13 protein-coding genes and 1 pseudogene are annotated in these 17,251 nt (G+C 64.7%); 7 read left to right on the top strand and 7 right to left on the bottom strand.

The genetic code is table 11. From position 1 onward, the window contains the following. The 3 genes and pseudogenes from WCZ84_RS04800 to WCZ84_RS04810 all read right to left on the bottom strand — a co-directional run. Positions 1 to 313, bottom strand: a pseudogene (locus tag WCZ84_RS04800) (polysaccharide deacetylase); the annotation flags it as partial. A gap of 93 nt (positions 314 to 406) precedes the next feature. Then, entirely contained in the window at positions 407 to 1,408 is a 1,002-nt protein-coding gene (locus tag WCZ84_RS04805) for an amidohydrolase family protein (protein ID WP_372685125.1), read from the bottom strand. 1 nt (position 1,409) lies between these two features. Further along, positions 1,410 to 2,900 (bottom strand): aldehyde dehydrogenase, encoded by a 1,491-nt coding sequence (locus tag WCZ84_RS04810; protein WP_372685126.1) that lies wholly within the window; start codon positions 2,898 to 2,900, stop codon positions 1,410 to 1,412. A gap of 305 nt (positions 2,901 to 3,205) precedes the next feature. On the opposite strand from WCZ84_RS04810, the gene WCZ84_RS04815 reads away from it, so the two are divergent. Then, on the top strand, positions 3,206 to 3,979 hold the full coding sequence (locus WCZ84_RS04815; RefSeq protein WP_372685127.1) for an IclR family transcriptional regulator: 774 nt from the start codon (positions 3,206 to 3,208) through the stop codon (positions 3,977 to 3,979). 76 nt (positions 3,980 to 4,055) lie between these two features. Then, positions 4,056 to 5,051, top strand: a complete 996-nt coding sequence (locus WCZ84_RS04820) for an asparaginase (protein WP_372685128.1) — start codon at positions 4,056 to 4,058, stop codon at positions 5,049 to 5,051. Here WCZ84_RS04820 and WCZ84_RS04825 read toward each other — a convergent pair. Together WCZ84_RS04825 and WCZ84_RS04830 are read right to left on the bottom strand one after the other, a co-directional pair. Beyond that, the gene (locus tag WCZ84_RS04825; protein WP_372685129.1) at positions 4,975 to 6,828 is read right to left on the bottom strand and encodes a hybrid sensor histidine kinase/response regulator; all 1,854 of its coding nucleotides are present in this window, start codon (positions 6,826 to 6,828) and stop codon (positions 4,975 to 4,977) included. The two genes, WCZ84_RS04820 and WCZ84_RS04825, sit on opposite strands and share 77 nt — an antisense overlap. 47 nt (positions 6,829 to 6,875) lie before the next feature. Then, positions 6,876 to 7,523: a response regulator transcription factor gene (locus WCZ84_RS04830; RefSeq protein WP_372685130.1), complete on the bottom strand. Its 648-nt coding sequence runs from the start codon at positions 7,521 to 7,523 to the stop codon at positions 6,876 to 6,878. A 276-nt stretch (positions 7,524 to 7,799) separates the two neighbouring features. On the opposite strand from WCZ84_RS04830, the gene WCZ84_RS04835 reads away from it, so the two are divergent. Continuing rightward, positions 7,800 to 9,557: a VWA domain-containing protein gene (locus WCZ84_RS04835; RefSeq protein WP_372685131.1), complete on the top strand. Its 1,758-nt coding sequence runs from the start codon at positions 7,800 to 7,802 to the stop codon at positions 9,555 to 9,557. Positions 9,558 to 9,676: 119 nt separating this feature from the next. Continuing rightward, on the top strand, positions 9,677 to 10,663 hold the full coding sequence (locus tag WCZ84_RS04840; RefSeq protein ID WP_372685132.1) for a hypothetical protein: 987 nt from the start codon (positions 9,677 to 9,679) through the stop codon (positions 10,661 to 10,663). 18 nt (positions 10,664 to 10,681) lie between these two features. Here WCZ84_RS04840 and WCZ84_RS04845 read toward each other — a convergent pair whose 3' ends face one another. Both WCZ84_RS04845 and WCZ84_RS04850 read right to left on the bottom strand, forming a co-directional pair. After that, the gene (locus tag WCZ84_RS04845) at positions 10,682 to 11,239 is read right to left on the bottom strand and encodes a copper chaperone PCu(A)C (RefSeq protein WP_372685133.1); all 558 of its coding nucleotides are present in this window, start codon (positions 11,237 to 11,239) and stop codon (positions 10,682 to 10,684) included. A gap of 120 nt (positions 11,240 to 11,359) precedes the next feature. Beyond that, positions 11,360 to 11,776, bottom strand: coding sequence for a DUF2946 family protein (locus WCZ84_RS04850; protein WP_372685134.1), 417 nt, complete (start codon positions 11,774 to 11,776; stop codon positions 11,360 to 11,362). A gap of 140 nt (positions 11,777 to 11,916) precedes the next feature. On the opposite strand from WCZ84_RS04850, the gene imuA reads away from it, so the two are divergent. Genes imuA through WCZ84_RS04865 form a run of 3 tightly spaced genes read left to right on the top strand, consistent with a single transcriptional unit; the run spans position 11,917 to position 17,135 of the window. Next, on the top strand, positions 11,917 to 12,738 hold the full coding sequence (gene imuA / locus WCZ84_RS04855; protein WP_372685135.1) for a translesion DNA synthesis-associated protein ImuA: 822 nt from the start codon (positions 11,917 to 11,919) through the stop codon (positions 12,736 to 12,738). Then, the gene (locus WCZ84_RS04860) at positions 12,680 to 13,996 is read left to right on the top strand and encodes a DNA polymerase Y family protein (RefSeq protein ID WP_372685136.1); all 1,317 of its coding nucleotides are present in this window, start codon (positions 12,680 to 12,682) and stop codon (positions 13,994 to 13,996) included. The genes imuA and WCZ84_RS04860 overlap by 59 nt, the downstream gene beginning before the upstream one ends. A gap of 7 nt (positions 13,997 to 14,003) precedes the next feature. Beyond that, positions 14,004 to 17,135, top strand: coding sequence for an error-prone DNA polymerase (locus tag WCZ84_RS04865; protein WP_372685137.1), 3,132 nt, complete (start codon positions 14,004 to 14,006; stop codon positions 17,133 to 17,135). The last annotated feature ends 116 nt before the right edge of the window (positions 17,136 to 17,251 follow it).

Genomic DNA, 17,251 nt, shown 5'->3' on the forward strand with positions numbered 1-17,251 from the left:
ACTCCCAGCCCGCCTCTAGTGCCGCCCTGCATGCTTCCTCGTAGAGCATGCAGGCACTGCCATTGACCGCCAGCGTCACTTTTTGGTTACGCTCTTGGAGTGCTTTCAGGTACCGCCAAAAACCCACACGCATGCCGTATTCGTGCCACGCCCAGTTGGGCAGGTCCGGCAGCATGGGCTGACCCATCGGGGGCGGCAAAATGACGCGCGGCATGGGTTTCTCGGGCCGCCAGTTTTCGATGTTGACGATGGTCCAGAGAATGATCCTGCCATTGCCCGGGAGATGCAGTTTCTTTCTTTTGTGAATGGGCACATATGGAATCCTTGCCCGTATGCTATCCCCGATATTCCCCATGTTTACCTCCATCAACCAAGATGAATCTTTTGAAAAACGGCTTTGTTGCCGTCAAAAACCCGACTGGCCTTCGGCCAGCAGCGTCAGTGCCGTGCGGCAGCAGACGTCGTCGTGCTCATGTTGCGTGATGCCCGGTATTGCAGAGATCGCCTTTGCAGGTTCCTCGTCGCCCATGTCGAAGGGGGCGTCCGTCCCTATGCAGACCCTGTCCGAACCGACGAGATCGATCAGGTAGCGCAAGGCCTGCGGCTCGAACACCAGGCTGTCGAAATAGAAGCGGCGCAGCAGTTGCCGCGGGGATGTGGCGCTGTCGGCGCGCGTTTCATCCCTGACCTTGTGGCCATGCGCCAGGCGGCCGATTTGATAGGGAACGAAGCCGCCGCCGTGAGCCAGGCAGATTTTCAGGTCGGGCAGCTCATCGAGCACCCCGCTGTACATCAGATTTGCCACCATGACGGTCGTATCGAGCGGGTTGCCAATGAGGTTGGTTAGATAATAGGCTTCCAGCCCGGCCTTGGCGCCGACGTAGTACGGGTGTGCGAAGACGAAGATGCCCAGTTCCTGGGCGCGGCGCAAAATAGGCCGAAAGCGCCCCTCGGACAATTGCGCGCCCTCGATGGACGTACCGATTTCCACCGCCTTGAAACCGTATTCGCGCACGACCCGTTCCATTTCGGCGATCGCCGCATCCGGGTGCTGCATGGGGATGGTCGCCATGCCGCGCAGGCGCGCGGGGTGGGCGGCCACCATGTCCGCGACGCCATCGTTCACCAGGCCGGCCACGCGCAGCGCGAGTTCGATGTCGGCCCAGTAATAGAACATGGGCGGTGCGGGCGATATCACCGAGATGTCGATGCCCTTGCGGTCCATCGATTCGAGCTTGGCCTGCGGATCGCGGAACTCTGCGAACAAGGGGTAGACGTAGCCTTGATCGTGGATGACCTTGGCGTGTTCACCGTGCGTCTCGAGGCGCGCCAGGAAATCTGCCGGCGTTTTCTTCAGCGCAGTGATGAAACGGTCTGGAATGACGTGGCTGTGTATGTCTATGCGCATGTCAGCTATACCTTTTTTCCTGACCATCATCGGCGTACCAGTCGAAGGGTTCGCTCGACAGGTTGACGATGATGTTCTGTATTTGGGTGTACGCCTGATAGGCGACGATGCCGTTTTCCCGCCCGAGCCCGCTCATTTTGAAGCCGCCCCAGGGCGATGACGCATCGATGCGGTGGTGGTCGTTTATCCAGATGATCCCGGCCTGGATGGCTTGAGCCACCCGGTGCGCGCGGGCGACGTCCTTGGTCCAGACACTGGCGGCAAGCCCGAAATCGACGTCGTTGACGATCTCTACGGCTTCGGCTTCTGTCTTGAACGGGATCACGCACATGACTGGCCCGAAGATTTCTTCTTGCGCAATCCGCATATGGGGCTTGACGTGGGTGAAGACGGTTGGCTCGTAATAAAAGCCCGCTTCGAATGGGGCGCCCTGCGGACGCTGGCCGCCGGCCGCCAGGTGCGCCCCCTCGGCCTGCCCGATGGCCACGTATTTTTCTACCAGGTCCCGTTGCCGCGCGGAAACCAGCGGCCCCATTTGGGTTGTCTTTTCAAGTGGGTCGCCAATGCGTATCTGCGCCGTGCGGCGCACGATTTCGGCCACCACCTGATCGTGGATCGACTCATGCACCAACAGCCTTGCACCCTGCACGCACGTCTGCCCGCTTGCAATGAACGAAGCGAACAGGGCCGCCGCCACGCCCTGTTGGACATCGACGTCGGGGAATAGGACCACGGCCGCCTTGCCACCGAGTTCGGCCGATACCTGGGTGAGGTTTTTGCCGGCCATGGAAGCAATGACCTTGCCGGTTTCCGTGCCGCCCGTCACGTCGATCTTGCTAATGCCTTTGTGTTGGGAGAGCGCCGCACCCGCCCCCGCGCCAAAGCCCGTGACCACATTGAAGACCCCGTCGGGTACGCCCGCTTCGGCCATTATTTCACCGAGCAGCATGGGCGTTATGGGCGCCAGTTCACTGGGTTTGATGACCATGGCGTTGCCTGCGGCGAGCGCGGGCGCCACTTTTTTTGTAAGAATGAGCAGCGGGTGGTTCCAGGGCGTAATCAGGCCCACGACACCCAGGGGCACGCGCCGGGTGTAATTCAGGAAATGGCCGTCGAAAGGGGGGACCGTGCCTTCCTGGGTGCGCGCAAGCGCGCCGAAATAACGAAACCACTCTGGCAGGCGGGCGAGCTGCGCGCGCATCTCGTTGATGGGCCGCCCGATCTGATCGACCTCGAGGCTGGCCAGTTCGGGCAGGCGGCTCTCGAGGATTTCCGCTGCCTTATGCATGATGTCGCCGCGCCGCGCCCCCGAATAAGCGGCCCAGGTTGAAGACGCCTGCTGAGCAACGGCAATTGCGGCGTCTACGTCCGCCTGCTCGCCGTGAGCGACTTTCGCGATCGTACTGCCATTCTTTGGATTGATGACGGGAAAATCCTTGCCCGATGCGGCCGGGCGGTACTGCCCGCCCACGAACATGCCCCACGACTTCATGATTGTGTTCCTCTGGCACAGATGCCATTCGACCCTCGACGCTCAAAGGCTAAAACCTGGATATAGCCATGTCAATCAAGTTTCGATTTATTTCTCATTAAATGAAATAAATGCGTGTAAACCCCAATATTTCATGGGTCGGCCCTGCCTGTGACCCGTCACCCGCGACCAGCGTATTCGATTGCCGAATCAACCTGTTTTGCCTCATGTCAGGCAGGAACAGGCATCCTCGTGTCCGAACCGTATCCGCCGAACAAACTTGGGATAGAATGATTCTGTTTGATATTTCATTTATTGAGATAAAATTGCCTTTCTCTTCAAGCCCGAAGGCGCCGGCACAGACGGTTGGACGCGCGGCATTGCTGCTGCGCATCATTGCCTCTAGCCAGGCACAGAATCTTCGCCTGGTCGACATCGCGGCCATGGCGTCCCTGGACAAATCCACAGCGCACCGCTTGCTGCACCGGCTCGAGTCGGAACGCCTGCTTGCGCGCGATCCGGTGCGTGGCTACCGGCTTGGCCCCTTGCTCTACGAGCTGGGCCTGGCGGCGCTGCCCGACACCAATTTGCGTGAGATCTCGCAGATGGCGCTGCACGAACTCGCCAATTCGACCGGCGACATGGTCTTCCTGGTCATTCGCAGCGGCTTTGAGTCCGTTTGCCTGAGCCGCATTGCAGGGCACTTTCCAATCCAGACCATGACGCGTACGGAAGGGGATCGCCACCCCCTGGGCATGGGCGCCGGTGGCCTGGCGATATTGTCAGCCATGCATGATGCCGATATCAATGTAGCCATCGACGCCATTAGCCCGCGTCTCCAAGCCTATCAGCTGACTGAGGAAAAACTGCGCGAAGCCATCGACCTGACCCGGGCGCGCGGCGGCATTGCAATCGACGAAGGCACTGCGGCGCTCGATGTCTGTGCGATCGGGCGCGCGGTGCGCGACCGCGCACAAACGCCAGTGGCCGCCATTTTCGTGGCCTCGATCCGCCACCGCATGCTGGCGGATCGGCAGGAAAAGGTGACGAAACACCTGACGGTCTGCGTCGACGCCATCGAACGTGCGATGATCCGCTGAAGCATTGCCGGCGGGCACCGGCACGACCGCAGCCGGCACAACCATGACCGCGTTTGGTACAACCATGGAGAACCTCATGAACAAACCATCTGTCGCCGTGCTCGCCCTGGGGGGCACAATCGCCATGACCCGGGGGGATGGCGCGGGCGTCGTCCCCAATCTCACGGGCGAGAAGCTTGTCGGTGCCGTGCCGGAGCTGCAGGAAATCGCGCACATCGATGCGCGCTCTTTTCGCCAGCTACCCGGTGCACACCTGCAGTTCGCCGATCTGGAAGCGCTGGCCGATACAATACGCGAGCTGGCCTCCAGCGGCTGCCAGGGCGTCGTGATCACGCAAGGTACGGACACCATCGAAGAGACCGCCTTCGTACTCGATCGCCTGGTTGACCTGCCGATGCCGCTGATCGTCACAGGCGCCATGCGCAATCCCACTTTGCCAGGCGCCGACGGGCCAGGCAATATTCTCGCCGCGGTTCGCGTTGCCGTCAGTGCGGCTGCACGCGGATGCGGCTGCATGGTCGTGCTCAATGACGAGATCCATGCGGCGCGCTTCGTTCGCAAGATGCACTCCAGCCGGCCGGATGCCTTTGGTTCGCCAAACTGCGGCCGCATCGGCTGGATCAGCGAGGATAAGGTCATCCTGGGCTTGCGCCCACCGCACGTCGAGCCTCTGGTCCAGCAGCCGACCCCGGCCGACGCCAGGGTCGGCCTGGTGAAAATCGCTTTGGGCGATGACGGCACCATGGTGCGCGCCCTGACGGCGGCACGGCTGGATGGCCTGGTGGTCGAAGCGACTGGTGGCGGCCACGTCGCGCCAAGTGTCGCCGATGCACTCGAGCAGGCCGCACACGACATGCCTGTGATTCTTGTCTCGCGGACGGGGGCGGGCGATACCCTGGCCAAGACCTATGGTTTCCTGGGCAGCGAAATCGACTTGCAGCGCCGTGGCCTGATACGTGGCGGCTGGCTGGATGGGCTCAAGGCGCGCCTGTTGCTCACCTTGCTGCTGCGCCACGGCGTGACGCACCGTGACCGGATCGTACAGGCTTTCCGCCCATGGGGCGGCGATTGACGGCTGGGCGCTTGGTGGCGCACCAGCCCGAGGATGCCAGGGCGGGCCCCAAGAGTGCGCGCAGGCGCAGCGGCCGTACGGGCTTGCGCAACACGGGGAACTCGAGGTGCAAGTCCTGCAGCCGCTGTGTATCCTCGCCTGTCAGCAGCAGACCCAGGCGCAATTCCGGCAGGACGGCCTGCGCGTGCCGCAGCACGGCGATGCCGTCCATGCCTCCGGGCAAGCGCCAGTCGCTCAGTACGGCGTCGAACGCCGCCTCGGTCATGGCAGCGCAGGCCTGCTCGCCGTCTGGTACGGCGTGCACCTGCAGGGACCAGCCGCGCAGCAGCTGCACCAGCGCTTCACGCACCACCAGATTGTCCTCGACCACCAGCACGCGACCCTGCAGTTGTCCCGCGGCTGGCTGTGTTTGCACGGAGGCGCAGCGCGCCGGCTGGGGCAGGGCGATTGGGATATCCAGCATGAAGCAGCTGCCCCGCCCGGGTACAGAGCGCATCTGCAGCGGGTGCGCCAATATCTGGGCGGTGCGCTGTACGGTGGCCAGGCCCAGGCCATAGCCCCGTGCGGGATCCCGCTGCGGATTGTCGAGCTGTACGAACTCTTCGAATATGCTGGCCTGCGCCTCTGCGTGGATGCCGATGCCTGTGTCGTATACGCACAAGCGCAGACCGCCGGCCCGTCGGCGCGCACCAAGCAGCACACCGCCGCGTTCCGTGTAGCGAATGGCATTGGACAGCAGGTTGGAGAGCGCTCGTTCCAGCAGGACCGGATCGCTGCGTGACCAGGCCGACGTGGCGTGCACGCGCAGTTGCAGGCCTTTCTCGTGCGCCATCGCCTCGAACAGGCTGGCCACGTGCTCCAGCAGCGGTTGCAGTGCAAAGGGGCGGGGCTCGGGAACGAGCCGGCCTGAATCCATGCGTGAGAGATCCAGCAGACTTTCCAGCAATTGGTCCAGCGCCGCAGTGCATTGGTGCAGGCGCGCCAGGGTGGTGGCGTCCTGCTCGCGTGGCTGCAGCAGGCTCAAGTAAAGGTTCAGCGCCTGCAGGGGCTGGCGCAGATCGTGGCTGGCAGCCGCCAGAAAACGCGCGCGGGCCGCATTTGCGGCTTCGGCCTGTACGCTTTTCTCATGCAGGTCGCGCATCAGATCCCGGTTGCGCAGTTCATTGAGCACGTTTTGGTGCAGAGTGCGCCCAAAGCGCAGGCCGACCATCGTGAGCACCATCCAGAGGATGCACGCAAAACCCGCTTCGATCAGGCGTTCGGTGGTCCCCAGCGCCGCCAGCTGGATGGCCAGACCGAGCAGCAATGGCGTGTTCGTGGCCCACATGACCGGGGGCCAGCAACAATATTGCGCAGCGGCGCCCGCCGCCAGGACGGCGATCAAGGCGAGTACGCGCGAGATCAGTTCCCCGTCGCCCGCCTGCAGTGCAAAATGAATCCACAGCACGACGACCCCGATCGCCAGCAGCACACGGACGGCCAGGGCTCGTGCCCAGCGGCGGGTGCTTTCGATCGTGCCGTCCCATTCCCGCCGCACCCGCCGCAGCAACATCAGGCGCTCGAGTGAAAGCAGCAGGATCAGTACGGCAGGGCCCACTGCCTGTACCGGCCCTACATAGGGCAACAGCAGCCAGGCGACGAGTGCCGGCAGAACCAGAGAGACGGTCAACAGCAACTCGCGCATGCTGTGCAGCAATACGTCGAGCATCTGCCGCTCGAGTGCGCAGCGGTGCGACGGCTTCAGGTTCACCGGCCCCATGGCGCTGGGGGTCAGCATCAAACCGCGCAGAAGAGCCGGCAACCGCTTCATCACGCCGTGCCCATTCAGGTAACCGGGGGATCTGCCGGCAGTTGGCGCGCCAATGTCACTGCCTGCAGCCGGTTGACCGCACCCGTCTTGGCGAAGATGGCTTCCAGGTGATTCTTCACCGTGGCTGGTGCGATGCCCATGGCGTTCGCAATCTCTTTGTTGCTGGCGCCCGTGGCCAGCACCCGCAAGACGTCCATCTGGCGGGCGCTCAGGCCGTACGGGTTGGCATTGGCCGTGGCCAGGGCAGCCCATGGGTCGCTGGTCTCGAACACCACCTGGCCCGCTGCCAGCCTGCGCAGATGCCTGATCAGGGCGTGAATTTCCAGCGTCTTGGGCAGATAGGCCACCAGCCCTGCGTCCCGTGCACGCTGGGACAGGGTGGGATCTTCGGCACCCGACATCAGGCCGATGGCGACGCCCGGGTGGCGCTTCATGACGAGCTCTGCGCCGCGCAGGCCGTTGATGCCGGGCAGATAGTAATCCAGCAGTACGAGATCGAAGCCGGCCGCATCGCGGGCCAGCACTTCCATGGCCTGTTCCAGCCGGTCTGCGGTGGTCACGTGCAAGCCAGGTGCCTGATGGCGCAGCGCCGTGGCCAGGCCATCCCGGAACAAAGGGTGATCGTCTACCAGCAGCAGGGCAAATGCATCCAGTGTGTCCAAACGTGTCTCCCACATGGGCCATTTGGCCCATGGTTTAGCGTCATGGGTCACGATAGGATGAAGCGCGGCAGCATCCATCGGCCCGGGGCGGGGTCAAGGGCGCGTTCAAGAGCGCGTTCATCATAACCTGCCCGTCAGCCCAACCACCGACAGCCGCTTGGTCTGCGGACCCCTGTGCTGGCCCTGGCGGATGAAGTCCAATCCTTCTGCCGAACCGACCGAGAAGACAGATCGAGAAAATAAATTGAGAAAACAAAGAACAAAAGGAGCCCTTTCATGAAACGATTTGCCATTTGTCTCGCCCTCAGCGGCCTGTTGACCGGCGGGACAGCGCTGGCGCAATCCAGCCCGGATGCCACCGATGCCATCCTGGTGTTCGATGCTTCGGGCTCCATGTGGGGCCAGATCGATGGCGTCAACAAGATCGTCATCGCGCGCGATGTGGTCAGCAAGCTGCTGGACGAGCTGCCGGCCAGCCGGCGCCTGGGCCTCATGGCCTATGGCCACAACCGCAAGGGCGACTGCAGCGACATTCAGATGCTGGCGCCTGTTGGTACGGATCGCGCGGGGATCCGCAGTGCCGTCATGGGCCTCAATCCCAAGGGCATGACGCCCATGGCGGCTGCCGTGCAGTTGGCCGCCGAAGAACTCAAGTTCACCGAGAACAAGGCCACTGTCATCCTGGTCTCTGACGGCGAAGAAACCTGTCACGCCGATCCGTGCCAGGCGGTGGCCGCATTGGAAAAGCTGGGTGTGGACCTGACTGTGCACACCGTGGGCTTCGGGCTGGAGAGCGCCGAAGCCAAGAAGGCGCGCGAGCAGTTGCAGTGCATGGCCGAACACACCGGGGGGCAGTTCTTTACGGCGGACAATGCCCAGGAGCTGGCTGAAGCGCTCACTCTCGTGGCGACGACCGCACCCACCGCACCGGCAGCGCCTGCGGCACCCGCTGTGCCAGCCCGCCAAGTGGACAGTATTCTTCAGGCGACGGATGGCGAAGGCGGCGCACCGATCACCCAGGGCCTGAGCTGGGTCGTGCGCGATGGCGGTACCGGCGAGATCCTGCACCAGGCCGACAATGCCGGCCGCCTCGAGCTGGCACTGAAGCCGGGCATCAAAGACGTGCGTGTCGAACGCCTGTCCGATGGCGCTGCTGCCGAGGGCTCCTTCAATCCAGCCAAGGATGCGCGCTATACCTTGCCCATCGTGGTGCACTATGACGCCGCCCTTTCCGCGCCCGCCACGGCCGTGGCCGGGTCCGTGATCCGCGTGACCTGGGAAGGCCCGGACCGCGAGAGAGATTATCTCAGTGTGGAACGTCCCGACAAGCACTCCAACGCGGCCTCGTCCCTCGAGTACACCTACACTGAAGAGGGCAGCCCGCTGGCGTTGCGCATGCCGTCCGAGCCCGGCACTTATGAAATCCGTTATATCCAGAACCAGGGCTACAAGACGTTGGCGCGTCAAACAATCGAGGTGACGCCAGTGGGTGCCACGCTGGAGGCGCCCACAACGGCGGCGGCTGGCTCCGAGGTGCGCGTCAGCTGGGCTGGCCCGGACTACCGCCATGATTATCTCAGCGTAGAACGTCCCGACAAGGGCTCCAATGCAGCCTCGTCCCTCGAGTACACCTACACTGAAGAGGGCAGTCCGCTGGCATTGCGCATGCCGTCCGAGCCCGGCACCTATGAAATCCGCTATATCCAGAACCAGGACTACAAGACCCTGGCGCGCCACACGATCGAGGTGACGCCGGTGAGTGCCACGCTGGAGGCGCCCGCAACGGCGGTGGCCGGCTCCGAGGTGCGCGTCAGCTGGGCGGGCCCGGACTACCGTCATGACTACCTCAGTGTGGAGCACCCCGACAAGGACTCCAACGCGGCTTCGTCCCTCCAGTACACCTACACTGAAGAGGGCAGCCCGCTGGCGTTGCGCATGCCGTCCGAGCCCGGCACCTATGAAATCCGCTACATCCAGAACCAAGGCTACAAGACCCTGGCGCGTCACATGATTACAGTCACGGCCGCCCCATGAGGGCAGCCCACCAAAGCGGCAGTTTCACGCCCTGGCCGCCGCCAGAGACATGCGGCGGCCAGGGTTACGCCGTATCACGCAGCATCAATCGGTCAAGCAAAATAAGGAATTGAACGACTATGTGGGATTTCAACCTCGGCGCCGCCTTCGGCCTCATGATGCGCACGATGCCTTTCATCATCCTGCGCCTCGTCGTCTATCTGGGCATTGCGCTGGGCTACATGCTGGTCACCGGGGTGGGGGCGGGCCTGGGTTACGGGGTCGGCACCCTATTTGGCGCCGATGGCCAGACCACGGGTGCCGGCATTGGGGGGGTGATTGGCTTTGGTGTCTTTGGCGCCCTCATGTACTGGGCGCGGGCGTGGCTCTTGTACATGATCAAGGCCGCGCACATCGCCGTCCTCATCGAACTGGTCGATGGCAAGTCCATCCCCGAGGGCAAATCCCAGCTTGGTCATGGCCGAGAGGTCATACAACAGCGCTTTGGCGCGTCCAACGTCTTGTTCGGTATCGATATCCTCATCAAGGGCGTGGTGCGCGCTTTGTCTGGCCTGGTGCGCGGCCTGCTGAACATGTTTCCCGCAGGCGAACGCCTGGCGTCGCTGATCCAGGCGTTCCTGCGTATGGCACTGGGTTTCGTGGATGAACTCATCCTCGCGCGCATGATCCGTACCGGCGCTGAAGAGCCCTGGGATTCGGCCAGGAAGTCGCTCGTGCTCTACGGCCAGAACTACAAGCCCATGCTCAAGAATGCCGCCTGGCTGGCCGCCATCATGTACGGCCTGAGTATTCTGGTGTTCGTCGTCATGCTGGCTCCGGCGGCCTTGATTGCCTATCTCATGCCCGGCTTTCTCTCGGGTGCGGCCGTCGCCTTTGCCGTGTTGCTGGCCTGGAGCATCAAGGTGGGCCTGTTCGAACCGCTGGCGCTCACCTGCATGATGCAGGTGTATTTCCAGGCGATCGAGGGGCAGGAACCCAATCCAGAATGGGAGGCCAAGCTGGAAGGCATGTCCGACCAGTTCCGCAAGATCAAGCAAGGCGCCGAAGAAGTGCTGCGCAGGCCGCGCCCGCCTGCCGGCGCGCCCGAGCCAGACGCCTCGGCGTAGTCTGGCCCGGGCCCGAGCTTAGGGTTTGCGGGCAGTCTTGGGGGACATCACTGCGCAGCGTGCCAAGACGGTCGTGCCGTTGCTCAGGGCAAGCAGCACCTGGGCCTCGTCACCCAAGGCAAGGCCTTCCCGGGGACCTTCGAGCATGAGGTGGTAGCTGCCGGGCTTGAGTTCGACTTGCTGCCCTGCGGGTATGGCAAGCTCGTCGATCATGGCCATTTTGCTCACGCCCCCTTCGTGGGTGGTTTGGTGCAGCATGATCTCTTCATAGTCGGGTGAGGCGGCCGACTGGACGCGCACAGGCTCGCTGCCTTGATTGTGGATGACCAGGAAACCCCCTGAGGGCGTAGGCTTGGGCATTTGCCGGATCCAGCAGCCGTCGGCCGTGACCTGTCCGGCGATGGGCCGGCTGGCCAGTGTCGCGTAGTCGGGGCCCTGCGCCGCGGCGCCGTGGGCGTGGCCGTGATCGCTGCCGTGGCTGTGGTCGTTGCCGTGCGCCCAGGCGATTGCGCCAGGTTGCATGAGTGCCAGGGCGAGCCCCAGGGTGGTTGCGATATGAGTGAGCTTGATTTTCATGTGAGTTCCTGTCCGAGAACGGGTCGTGCGACGGGGTGTCGCACAGTGAAAGTGCCTGCCAAGGGCGGCCTTTCGGGGATGATGAGGTGTAAGAGGCACGGTTGATGAGCCGTGCGGGTGTCATGACCCGAGCAGGACAGGGGGGGCGCGTGGCCCGAGGGGCGGGCCCGCAATGCGCGCAGGCAGCGGTGTCATGCCGTCGCGCAACGTGAGGGTGGGGACGCGTGCAACGGCAGTGGCCATGGCTGGCGCGGCCGCACCCGGCATGACGGCCTGGGACACCACGGCGCAGAAGGGGCAGGACTGCGCGGCGCCATCGTGGTCCGGCACACCGTCGAGCAGCGTGACCGACGCCAGGCCGACATCCCCGGTTTCCGTGCATAGCGCTATGGTCAGTGTGCCGCTGCCTGGGCCCGACAGCTTGGGCATATAGCCTGCAGGAAACGCCGTACGAAACAGCAGCGCGAAGAGCGTCAGACAAAGCAGAATTTGCCAGACGCCCTTGTGGCTTCCTTTCAGGTTTCGCAATGCGTGCATGAAGCCGATTGTACCCGTGTCCGAAGGCCAGGACCTGCTCCGTCACCAGCGTCCGGTGCCCAGAGTCGCCCTCACCCGGTGAAGCGGGCCTGCATCATGATTCTGTGGCAAAATTACTGTTCATAAACACAGTAGTCATCATGAGCCAATCTGCTTTTTCCTTCCGTGCCCAACCGGCCGCAGGGGCTCCCTCCTCGGCCGGCAGGGGGGCGCAGTCCGTGCTGGCGATCCAGGGGGTGTGGCGCGGCACTGAAATCAGCAATCCATCCGTCGCCGTGGTGCCCACGGGTTGGGCACTGCTGGATCGCGAGCTGCCGGGCGGCGGCTGGCCGAGCCAGTCGCTGGTCGAAATCCTGGCCCCACAGCCCGCCATCCTCGAATGGCGGCTGCTGGGTCCCGCATTGCGCCAGGTCTCTGAACGGGGTGGGCAGGTCATCGTCGTCGGGCCGCCGCGTCAGCCATACCTGCCGGGCCTGCAGCAGGGGGGGCTGGATGAGCGCCGTTTCGTCTGGATCCAGGCCCAGACGCCGGCCGAGCGCCTCTGGGCCACCGAGCAGCTGGTCAGGGCCAACGCCTGCGGCGCCATCATCGCCTGGTTGCCCCAGGCTCGGCCCGAACACATCCGGCGCCTGCAAGTCTGCGCGCAGTCCTGCCAGGGGCTGGTATTTCTGTGCCGCCCCGAAGCCGTACGGGTTGAACCCTCGGCTGCCCCGCTGCGGGTGTGGGCCGGCTTGCGGCCGGATTGGGCGCTCGATCTGCATATCCTCAAGCGCCGTGGCCCCCCACACGCCCGGCCGATTGCGCTGCCGTCCGTTCCCGGTGCGCTGGCCTCGGTTCTCAGCCCCCGGCAGCTGCATCCTGGCCAACTGCCTGGCCAACTGTTTTCCCGCGAGGTGCCTGCTCATGCTGTGGGCCGCCCTGTCATTGCCCTGCGCCCCCGACGGAACCCCACCCTCCAATGAGGCTCTTCATGGGCTGGCGGTCTGGGCCTTGCAGTTCACGCCCCGGGTCGCCATCGCCGATGACGCCGTCGTCCTCGAGGTCGAGGCCAGCACGCGTCTGTTCGGCGGGCGCCGGGCGCTGCACGAGCGCATCGATGGCGAAGGCCGGGAAATAGGCATGGCCGCCATCGCCTGGGCGCCCAACAGCCTGGCTGCGCTGGCTTGCGTGCGGGCCGGGGTACTCAACGGGGTGCGCCAGCCACTGCCCCAGGTGCTCGATGCCCTGCCCATGGGGGTGTTGTCGGCCGTGGCCCCCCATCGGCTGACGCTGGCACAGCTCGGGTGCCGCACCTTGGGCGATGTCCGCCGTCTGCCGCGCGGGGGCATCGGCCGGCGCTTTGGCAAGGGTTTGCTCGATGCCCTCGATCAGGCCTATGGCGTGCAACCCGAGGCGCATCGCTGGGTCGATCTCCCCGAAACCTTTCATGCCCGGCTCGAGCTGATGGCGCGCGTGGATGCCGCCCCGGCACTGCTGTTCGGCGCCCGCCGCCTGTTGGTCCAGTTGTGTGGCTGGCTGGCGGCGCGGCAGGCGGGCACTACGGCCTTCACCGTGCGCTGGGCGCATGATGGCGCGCATTTGCGCCCAGGGGGCGACGCAGGCGGCACAGGCTGGCTCACGGTTCGCACCGCGCAGCCGATGCGCGATGTCGAGCATCTGTGCCGGTTGCTGGCCGAGCACCTGGCTCATGTCAGGTTGCAGGCCCCGGTGGGCGAACTGGCCCTCGAAGCGCCCGAAGTCGTGCCGCTGCAGGCGCATAGTGCTTCGCTGCTGCCCCAAGACGGCCCGGCGGGCGAGCTGCTGCCGCGGGTGCTCGAACGCATTGCCGCCCGCCTGGGTCCCGGGCGTGTCTGGCAGCCAGTGTTGTGTGAAGACCATCGCGTCGAATGGATGCAGCATTGGCAGCCGGCGCCGCAGCCTGTGCGGGGGCCGCGCATCGCACCGCCCCCGGTGCCGCAGCCAGGTTTCATCCTGCCTGAACCCCTGCAGCTTGCGGTGCGTGACAACCGGCCGATCTACCAGGGGCCGTTGATGCTGCTGGCAGGCCCCCACCGCGTCGAAGGCGGCTGGTGGCATCGAGCTGGGGACGACGCCACCAACCACCATGTCGAGCGGGATTACTGGGTGGCGCTCAGCCAGCATGCCGGGGTGCTTTGGATCTACCAGGTCCGCCTGGCTGGTGATGCCACGGCCTGGTATCTGCACGGGGCATTTGCGTGAGGGCGCCATGACCAATGCGTCGCCAACCTTGCCAGGCTATGCCGAGCTCAGGTGCCTCAGCAATTTCTCTTTCCTGCGGGGCGCCAGCCATCCCGAAGAGCTGGTCGAACGCGCCCGGCAGCTGGGCTACGGCGCGCTCGCCCTGACCGATGAATGCTCGATGGCGGGCATCGTGCGCGCCCACGTCGCAGCCAGGGCGCATGGCCTGAGGCTGCTGGTGGGCAGCCAGTTCGAGGTCCGCGCCGCTGCGCCGCTGGCGTCTTTCACCCTGGTTGTAATTGCTGCCAATGGCCATGGCTATGGCAATTTGTGTGAATTCATCACTGGCTTGCGGCGTGCGTCATCCGCCAAAGGCCGCTACCAGCTGCAGGCAGACGATCTCGATCCGCGCGTCCTGGCGGACTGCGTCGTGCTCGTTTCACCCCATCGTCCTGCCGACCCGGAGCAACTGCTGGGGGTGGCGCGCTGGACGCTGGAGCGCTTCATGGGGCGCTGCTGGCTGGCGGTCGAACTCTTGCGCAGCCTCGATGACGAGCGATGGCTGCACCAGTTGCGCGAGGTCGGCAAGCTGACGGCCATCCCGCTGGTGGCCTGCGGTGATGTCCACATGCACGTGCGCTCGCGCAAGATGCTGCAGGACATTCTCACCGCCATTCGCCTGGGCAAGCCGCTTACGCACTGCGGCCGCAGCCTGCAGCCCAACGCAGAGCGCCACTTGCGCTCGCGCCTGCGCTTGGCGCAGATCTATCCGGTCGAACTGTTGGCCGAAACTATGCAGGTGGCGGCCCGCTGTCATTTCAGCCTGGACGAGCTGCGTTACCAGTATCCCGAAGAAGTCGTGCCGAAGGGGGAAACCCCGGCCAGCCATTTGCGCCGTCTCACCTACGAGGGGGCCGGATGGCGCTGGCCGGGTGGCATTCCCGCCAAGGTGCAGGAACAGATCGAGCACGAACTGGCGCTGATCGCCGAACTCGGCTACGAACCATATTTCCTCACCGTGGCCGATATCGTGGCTTTTGCCCGCTCGCGTCGGATTCTCTGCCAGGGGCGGGGCAGTGCGGCGAATTCTGTGGTCTGCTATTGCATTGGCGTCACCGAGGTGGATCCGGCCCGCATGGCAGTGTTGTTCGAGCGTTTCATCAGCCGCGAGCGCAACGAACCCCCTGATATCGATGTGGATTTCGAGCACGAGCGTCGCGAAGAGGTCATCCAGTACCTGTATCGTAAATATGGGCGTGCCCGGGCTGCACTGACGGCCGTGGTGGTTCGCTATCGGCCCAAGAGCGCGATTCGCGATGTGGGCAAGGCCTTGGGTTTCGAGGCCAGCGTGCTCGATGCCCTGGCCAAGGGGCAGCGCTGGTGGGATGGCCGCGAAATCGCGCCCGAGCGGCTGCGTGCGGCGGGCCTGACACCCGACAGCCTCGGGGTGCGCCAGCTGCTGCGGTTTGCCGGGCAGCTGGTCGGCTTTCCCCGGCACCTGAGCCAACACGTGGGGGGGTTCGTGCTGTCGCGCGGGCCGCTGTCGCGCATGGTGCCCATCGAGAACGCGGCCATGGAAGGCCGCACGGTGATCGAATGGGACAAGGACGATCTCGATGCCATGGGCCTGCTCAAGGTCGACGTGCTGGCACTGGGCATGCTCACGGCGATTCGCAAGGCTCTGGCCTTCATCGGCGCGCGCACGGGCAGCGTGTTCGAGCTGCAGGATATTCCACCCGAGGATCCCGAGACCTATGACATGATCTGTCGGGCCGACACGATCGGGGTGTTCCAGATCGAAAGCCGTGCCCAAATGAGCATGCTGCCGCGCCTGCGGCCACGGTGCTACTACGACCTGGTCATCGAAGTGGCGATCATCCGCCCCGGGCCGATCCAGGGCAATATGCTGCACCCCTATCTCAGCAGGCGCCAGGGCAGGGAACCCGTGCGCTATCCAGGCGAAGCCCTGCGCGAGGCGCTGGGCCGCACCCTGGGGGTCCCCATCTTCCAGGAGCAAGTCATGCAGATCGCGGTGCTGGCGGCCGGCTTTACCCCCGGCGAAGCCGACCAGCTGCGCCGCTCCATGGCCGCCTGGCGGCACAAGGGCAATCTCGAGGCGCACTATGCCCGGCTGGTCGATGGCATGACCGCGCGGGGCTATGAGCGCGCTTTCGCCGAGTCGATCTTCGAACAGATCCGGGGGTTTTCAGAATACGGGTTCCCGGAAAGCCATGCCGCCAGCTTTGCGTTGCTGGTCTATGCTTCGTGCTGGATCAAGCGGCATCATCCGGCCGAATTCCTGGCGGCCATGCTCAACAGCCAGCCGCTGGGTTTCTACAGCCCAGATCAGCTCGTGCAGGATGCGCGTCGTCACGGGGTCCAGGTGCACCCGGTCGATGTGCTCGCCAGCGACTGGGATTGCACCCTCGAGGGGGCCGTGGATCTGCCGGCCGTGCGGCTGGGGTTGCGCATGGTTTCCGGGATGTCGCAAGCCACTGCCGCGCGCATCGTGGCAGCGCGCGCCCAGGGGCTGTTCGATGACACCGATGACCTGGCCCGGCGGGCGGCATTGGGCATGCAGGATATGCGCCGGTTGGCGGGTGCCGATGCACTGGCCGGCTTGTCGGGTCACCGGCGCCAGCAGGTCTGGGAAGCCTCGGTATCCAACGCCGCACCCCGGCTTTTGCAGGATGCGCCGATCCGCGAAGACATCCTCGAGCTGCCGCCCGCGCCCGAGGGCGAAGAGATCCTGTTCGATTATGCCAGCGTGGGCCTGACGCTGCGGCGCCACCCGCTCGAGCTGCTGCGGCCCGTGTTGCGCAAGCGGCGCCTGCAAAGCGCACAAGAGTTGCAACATGCACGTGATGGCAGCCTGGTGCGCTGTTGCGGTATTGTCACGCTGCGCCAGCGGCCCCGCACGGCCAAGGGCGTGGTGTTCGTTTCGCTGGAAGACGAAACCGGGGTGGTGCAGGTGGTGGTCTGGCAGAAGGTGCGCGAGCGTCAGCGCACGGTATTGCTGCAATCGAAGCTGTTGGCGGTATATGGCCGCTGGCAGCAGGCGGAAGGGGTCGGCAACGTGGTCGCGGCACACCTGGTCGACTTGACTCCGCTGCTTGGGCGGCTGGCTGACGAGACCAACAAGAGTCGCGATTTCCACTGAATGGTGAATCGGCCTGGATCGGCCCGGGTTTTCCAGGTGGTCCCGGCCAAACGGCGCTGTGTCGCGGCCACGCGAGACGGCGAAGCCCGGCACTCCCGCCAAACCCGCCGGCGTAT

The sequence above is a fragment of the Castellaniella sp. genome, from assembly GCF_041675725.1.
GTDB lineage: Bacteria > Pseudomonadota > Gammaproteobacteria > Burkholderiales > Burkholderiaceae_B > Castellaniella.